Below are 6542 nucleotides of genomic sequence, written 5' to 3' on the forward strand. Positions count from 1 at the left end.
TACATAAAGTAAAAAAAACCTGCAACTAAAATGCATATAGATAATATGATGGGTATTGTCATGTCGTATCAATTACTCATAAAATTTAACTTCATCCCCAATACTATATTTATCGACAAAATCAAATAGGTTTTTACCTTCCATTTCAAAGTCGATTTTAGTGTATTTACTTTCAAAAAAGAATCGATTTCCAACACGTTTATAATAAATAAACGGCTCTCTTAACATCATTTCTCCATTAGGTAAATGAGCGAAAACTTTCCCTTTTTTCATAAAATAACGCCACTACGGTATTGAAGCACTAAAATACTCATTTAAAGCACTACAGCAAAGTAATTTAGATGAAAAGTGTTATAAATGGCAGTACGTGGCGACAACTCATTATATTTTTCTACTGGCTTAGATAATTCAGGACTACAGCAAGGCGCAAATCAAGCGGTTAACATTATTTCTGACTTAGCGGGTTCTATTGGTAAGATAAATCCGTTTGCGGCTTTAGGAGTTGCCGCAATAACCGTATTCGCTGGAATATCAGCACAAGCATATTCTTTTGCTAAGGATTACGAATCCGCAATGAAAGAGGTGCAAACCATTTCAAAAGCTACTCAAGAAGATTTCGAGGGGGTTTCATCCGCTATTTTTGACCTATCAAAGCAAACGACTGACGACCCAATAAAGTTAGCCAAAGCTTATTATCAAATCGTATCGGCTGGATATGATGGAGCAGCGGGATTAAAACTTTTAGAAACTGCAAGTAAAGCAGCGGTTGCAGGGGTTACAGATACAGAAACAGCAGCCGACGGTATCACAACTGTATTAAATGCCTTTAAATTAGAAGCAGAAGAAGCCGAAAGCGTTTCAGATGCTTTGTTTAAAACGGTTGAACTTGGTAAAACTACCTTTTCCGAACTATCTCAAAACTTATCACAAGCCGCACCACTTGCCGCAGCTACTGGCGTTGATTTTAGAGAGTTATTAGCAGCGGTTGCATCCTTAACAAAACAAGGTGTTCCGACAGCGCAAGCCATGACACAAATTAGAGCCGCAATAGAGGCTACAAGCGAAGTGATGGGCGACGGATGGGCGAACGCTTATACATTACAAGAAGCCTTTCAAGCAGTATACGACCAAGCAGGAGGTAGTCAAAACGAACTTAAAAACCTAACAGGAAGAGTTGAGGCGGTTTCTGCAATTTTAGCAACCGCAGGGGATAGTGCAGAGGGAGCGGCTAAAGATTTAGACCAATTAAGCAACTCGGCGGGAGCGGCTAGTGCAGCATTTGGAACTCAAATGACTGGAAATATAAACCAATGGACGATTCTAGGTAATAGAATTAGAGCAACTACGGAAGATTTAGGGAATAACTTACTAGAAGCGTCTAGTGCGGTTGCTGGATTTTTACTAGAAATAACTGAAGGTACAGACAAGGTAATATTATCCCTTGAGAAAGAGCGCACCGAACTGCTTCTTACGCAAGACTCTATAATAGATGTAAATACCACGCAAGAAGATAGAATTAGACTTATAGACGAATTAAAGACTAAATACCCTAACTACTTAGCTAATTTAAAAAGTGACAAGGCTAGTAATGATGATGTGCGTGACGCTATTAAAGGGATTAACGATGAGTTACTAAATAGGATTGTAATTCAAGAGGAACTTAATTCAGTAGACAAGGCACAAGAAAGAGCCAATGAAAAAAGAATTGACGAAGCTAAGGCTGAGAAAGATTTAAAATTAGAAGTCGTCAAAACCGCTGAGAGGTATGGAGTTCAATTAAGTGATAACAACACTTTAATTGAAAGAGCAAAACAATTATTGGGAGAGCTCCCAGATGATGAAAGACTTGGCGTTTATGGAGCGGGTCAAAGATTAAGAGGGTTAATAGGTCAATTAGAAGGTGCGGGCGATAGACTTTCAGATGCTGATGCGAAGCTTGAAAAAATGCGTAAAAGGCTTGAGGAAATTAAGTTAACTCTAGGTATTGATATTGAGTCAGATGGATTAACAAAATCTATTGAAGAGCAATTAAAAGAAATTCAAAACGCCACCAAAAACGATGAACTAATCCCTTACTTAAAATCACAGAACGAGGAATTAAAAAAAGCCGCTGAGGAAAGACTTAAATATTTAAAGTCGCTTATTGAGCCTACTGGCGGTGGAGGTGTAAAAAATAGACCTAATGTAAGTGAAGTTAATGCAATCACAAATCAAAAAGTAAACCTAGAATTTGATTTCACGGTAGACACCACTTCAATAAACTTCATAGAATCGGTTATTCGTGATTTAAGATCCAAATTTGATGCAGCCAATGAAAACGACAGAGGGCAGATAAAAGAATACCTTAATATTTGGGAAGAAAAGTTAAAAATAGCGAGGGAGGGGCAGGATGATTTAACTACGCTTCAAGAAAAAGCTAATTACCAATTAAGAGATTTAAGCCTTAAACGCTTACGAGAAGAAAAAGATAACTGGAAAGAACTTTTAAAACTCTATAAGCAAGGTACGGATGAATATGAGTTAATCATTACTCAGATAGATGCTATTTCTGAAACTACTTCGGATAAAATAGTAGAAACATTCAGTCAAGTATCTGGAGCTATTGGAGAGGCTAAAACCTTATTTGAAGATTTAGGAGCAAGCGAAGACTTAACCGAGGCTTTGGGAATGCTTCAAGAACTAGGAACAGCAGCAGGGAATTTATTTTCTGGTAATCCGGGCCAAATGGTTCAAGGAGGTATTCAAGCTTTAAACGCTGTTTTGTCAACTGGAATAAGTTCAGATACCGCAAGGTTTGAAAAAGCGATTGAGGATTTAGAGCGTGTAATTGAAAAACTTGATTACACGATTAGTAAATCAGTTGGAGAAGATAGAATTTCGGGAAGGATAACGCAAATTGAACAATTACAAGAACTAGAGGAAGCTGCTGAAAAAGCTGCAGAAGCCGAGGCAAATGCTAGAAAAGAAATAAAATACCTTGGTATTACCATTGCAAATAAAGGAAGAGGTTCTGGAACCGACCAAGCTAAACTTGAAGAACTTGAAGAGACAGCAGAAAGCGCAAGGCGAGAAGCTGAAGAGTTAAGAGCGCAATTAGATGAGTTATATACAGGAACCACACAAACTACCATTGTCGACAGTATTATTTCTGGATTAAAAGAAGGTAAAAAATCAGTTGCAGACTTTGCCAATGACTTCAAGGATTTAATGCAAGATGCAATGCTACAAGCTTTTCAAACAAAGTACCTAGAAAAAGAGATAGCAAAATTCTACGAGCAATTTTCGGAAGCTGGAAGCGATAGTGAATACACGCCTGCGGAGATAGCTTCTTTGCGTTCGCTTTACAATTCAATAATTAACGGTGCTCAAACCGATATAGAAGCTATTAATGAAGTTTTAGAAGGGCTAGGATTAGATGGATTAGGAGGTCAAGGAACTCAAAAAACAGGGCTTACAGGCGCAATATCCACTATTACAGAAGATACAGCCAATATACTTGCAGGAACGTTAAACGCTATACGCTTAGATGTGGCTAGTGGTATTTCTATTGCTACACAAAATAGCCAATACTTAGCTACGATTTCACAAGGGGTAACCAACTACTTGCCTTATTTAGAAAGTATAGACGGACGCATGGCTGGTATTGAAAGCGGTTTATTACAAATTCAAGCACAAGGATAAACATCCGAACTTAGGGCAAAAGACAATGAGGTTTTCCGTAAAGTAAATATAAATTGATTGACTAAGTTTGTAGAAACTAAATATCATAAAAAATGAAAATTCTATTATCTACTTTACTATTCACGATTTGTTTTTATTCTTCTTATTCCCAAACAGTAAACGGAGTGCCTATACATGAAATAAATGAGGAGTATGTTCAGATTGTTGGAACAACTAAATTTATGAGTAGCAAAGTCACAATTGAAATTGATTTTGGGCAAAGAACTAAATTACTAGGATCTTATAAGGAGACTACTATTGTAGATGAAAATGAAAAGAAAGTTGATTTTAACTCAATGGTAGACGCATTGAACTTTATGACTGAGCATGGTTATAAGTTTGTTCAAGCATACGCATTTGCTGTAAATAATCAGAATGTTTATCATTTCCTAATGAAGAAAGATGAATGACACCAGAGCAGATTTCTATTTAATATTTAAAAACCTCTTTTTTAGAGGTTTTTTTGTTTTGTGGTATAAAATGCGGGATAAATTTAATTAATAAAAACAGAAAACCCAGTAAAACTAATGCTTTACTGGGTTTAAATGCTCCCCCTCTTGGGCTCGAACCAAGGACCCTCTGATTAACAGTCAGATGCTCTAACCAACTGAGCTAAGGAGGAATTTATTTTTAAATACTTCTAAGCCTTTATAGATGCTTGCTTGAGAAGCTTTTTATTCCTGTTTTGCGGATGCAAATATATATGTTTTTTTCTTTACACCAAACAAAAAATAAACTTTTTTATTTTATTTGAAAATCGCCTTATAAAGGTCGTTTCCGTTGGCGTACAAAAGTAATGCAATTAATATAAAGAAACCAATCATTTGTGCATATTCTAAGAATTTTTCACTTGGTTTTCTTCCCGTAATCATTTCATATAATAAGAACATTACATGTCCTCCATCGAGTGCTGGAATTGGTAAAATGTTCATAAATGCCAGAATTATAGATATAAAGGCGGTAGAAAGCCAGAATCCTTGCCAGTCCCATGTCTCAGGAAAAAGCTTCGCAATGGTTCCAAATCCACCTACTTCTGTAGCTCCTTTTTTGGTAAAAAGAAACTTCATGGAGCTTATATAATCTCTTAAGGTCCAATATCCGTAGTTAATTCCTGCAGGAATAGCTTCCGCTAAGCTATATGTTTTCTTGGTAATATCTTTTTCAGTTAAAGAATATCCATAGGAAATTCCAATAGTATTATCTTCTTCTGGAGTAACCGATATGGTGTCGGTAATTTTATTTCTTTCAACAACAAGACTTAAAGCCTTCCCGTTTGCATTTTTTAGCTTGTCGGAAAATTCATCAGCAAAAGTAATAGCATTACCATCTACAGAAACAATTCTGTCGTTAGTTTGCAGTCCAGCCATAGCAGCAGGTCTATCGGGAAATATACTATCTAAAATTGGAGCTGTACGGGGTGTAAAAGGTTTTAAAACTCCTTGTTTGTATAAATAGGTGCCTAAGGTATCGGGCAAACTTAAAGTTTCAGTTTTGCCGTTAGGATGCTTTACTTCTATATTTTCAATGCCTCTAACAACAACCAATCTGCTTATATCTAGTATATTTTCAGGAGCTTTGCCATCAATTTTTAATATTTTGTCTCCATCTTTAAATCCATATTGCTCTATTTGATCTGCAACTGCAAATCCATTTGGAAAAACATTTTGAGAAACTTCATTACTTCCCCAAGCATATAATACCATGGCATAGATAAAGAAACCAAGTAAAAGGTTTACAGTAACCCCGCCTAACATAATAATTAAACGTTGCCAAGCTGGTTTGGAACGGAATTCCCATGGTTGAGGTGGTTGTGCCATCTGCTCCTTGTCCATGCTCTCATCTATCATTCCCGAAATTTTAACATAACCTCCCAATGGAAGCCACCCGATACCATATTCGGTTTCGCCTATTTTCTTTTTGAATAAAGCGAATTTTACATCAAAGAATAAAAAGAATTTCTCAACACGAGTTTTAAAGATTTTGGCTGGAATAAAATGACCAAGCTCATGTAAAATAATAAGTATAGATAAACTTAAAAAAAGTTGAATAGCCTTAACTAAAATTGGACTCATAAATTAGGTTTCATTTTCAATCGGACAAAAGTAACGTTTTACTTCTATATAGCACAATCAAAATGAAGTATGCCTAAGTTTTTATGATGGTTTTAAGATAAAAAGCTCATTTTTCCTGCCTATTGTTGTATTTTTGCAAGCACATTAAATGTAACAAGATGCTACAATTCTTTAGCAAATTCAAATACTTATTTATTACCCTTTTTGTACTTTCGGTAATTATTATCAGTTTAATTTACCAAGCCCTAAAACCAAAGGAGCGTTTGGCTATTTACGAACCTTCTATGGTGAATGCGGAATTGGTGGACACTAGTGTGCAATACATTAGGAAGTATCATAAAATTGCTCCTTTTAAATTGATAAATCAAAATGGAGATACTATTACGGAAGCCAATTATAAAGATAAAATTTATGTAGCCGATTTCTTTTTTACTACTTGTCTTTCTATCTGTCCAATGATGACCGATAATATGGTTAGAATTCAGGAAAAAATTATAAACGATCCCGAGGTGATGTTGCTTTCTCACTCGGTTACGCCTGTTATAGATTCTGTACCGCGACTCAAAGCGTATGCAGAAGAAAAAGGGGTTGTTGACAGTAAATGGAATATGGTTACTGGAGATAAAAAACAGATTTATAACCTTGCTCGTAAAAGTTATTTGGCTGTTAAAACTGTTGGAGATGGCGGCCCTTTTGATATGATTCATACCGAAAACTTTATTTTAGTTGATAAAGAGAAACGAATTCGTG

Annotated in this window: 5 protein-coding genes and 1 tRNA gene; 3 read left to right on the top strand and 3 right to left on the bottom strand. The window is 35.8% G+C overall.

All coding sequences use genetic code 11. The features are described 5' to 3' along the window. Positions 1–72: 72 nt before the first annotated feature. Positions 73–273 (bottom strand): hypothetical protein, encoded by a 201-nt coding sequence (locus ACN0QX_RS15060; RefSeq protein ID WP_417198143.1) that lies wholly within the window; start codon positions 271–273, stop codon positions 73–75. Between the two features lie 84 nt (positions 274–357). Here ACN0QX_RS15060 and ACN0QX_RS15065 point away from each other — a divergent pair, with 84 nt between their 5' ends. Further along, on the top strand, positions 358–3681 hold the full coding sequence (locus ACN0QX_RS15065; protein WP_417198144.1) for a phage tail tape measure protein: 3324 nt from the start codon (positions 358–360) through the stop codon (positions 3679–3681). 92 nt (positions 3682–3773) lie between these two features. After that, on the top strand, positions 3774–4130 hold the full coding sequence (locus tag ACN0QX_RS15070) for a hypothetical protein (protein WP_417198145.1): 357 nt from the start codon (positions 3774–3776) through the stop codon (positions 4128–4130). Positions 4131–4268: 138 nt separating this feature from the next. Here the strand turns inward: ACN0QX_RS15070 and ACN0QX_RS15075 are convergent. Further along, positions 4269–4342: transfer RNA gene (locus ACN0QX_RS15075), tRNA-Asn, on the bottom strand. A gap of 124 nt (positions 4343–4466) precedes the next feature. Next, a complete protein-coding gene (gene rseP, locus ACN0QX_RS15080) occupies positions 4467–5792 on the bottom strand; it encodes an RIP metalloprotease RseP (protein ID WP_417198146.1) in 1326 nt (441 codons plus the stop codon). Positions 5793–5950: 158 nt separating this feature from the next. Here rseP and ACN0QX_RS15085 point away from each other — a divergent pair. After that, positions 5951–6542, top strand: a 592-nt coding sequence (locus ACN0QX_RS15085) for an SCO family protein (protein ID WP_417198147.1), incomplete at its 3' end; no start/stop codon positions are given.

The sequence above is a fragment of the Bizionia sp. genome, from assembly GCF_048259285.1.
GTDB classification, from domain to species: domain Bacteria; phylum Bacteroidota; class Bacteroidia; order Flavobacteriales; family Flavobacteriaceae; genus Algorimicrobium; species Algorimicrobium hallyeonense.

Coding starts and splice junctions, on each gene's coding strand:
- ACN0QX_RS15060 (WP_417198143.1), bottom strand. CDS start 273: ATGAAAAAAGGGAAAGTTTTCGCTCATTTACCTAATGGAGAAATGATG.
- rseP (WP_417198146.1), bottom strand. CDS start 5,792: ATGAGTCCAATTTTAGTTAAGGCTATTCAACTTTTTTTAAGTTTATCT.
- ACN0QX_RS15070 (WP_417198145.1), top strand. CDS start 3,774: ATGAAAATTCTATTATCTACTTTACTATTCACGATTTGTTTTTATTCT.
- ACN0QX_RS15065 (WP_417198144.1), top strand. CDS start 358: ATGGCAGTACGTGGCGACAACTCATTATATTTTTCTACTGGCTTAGAT.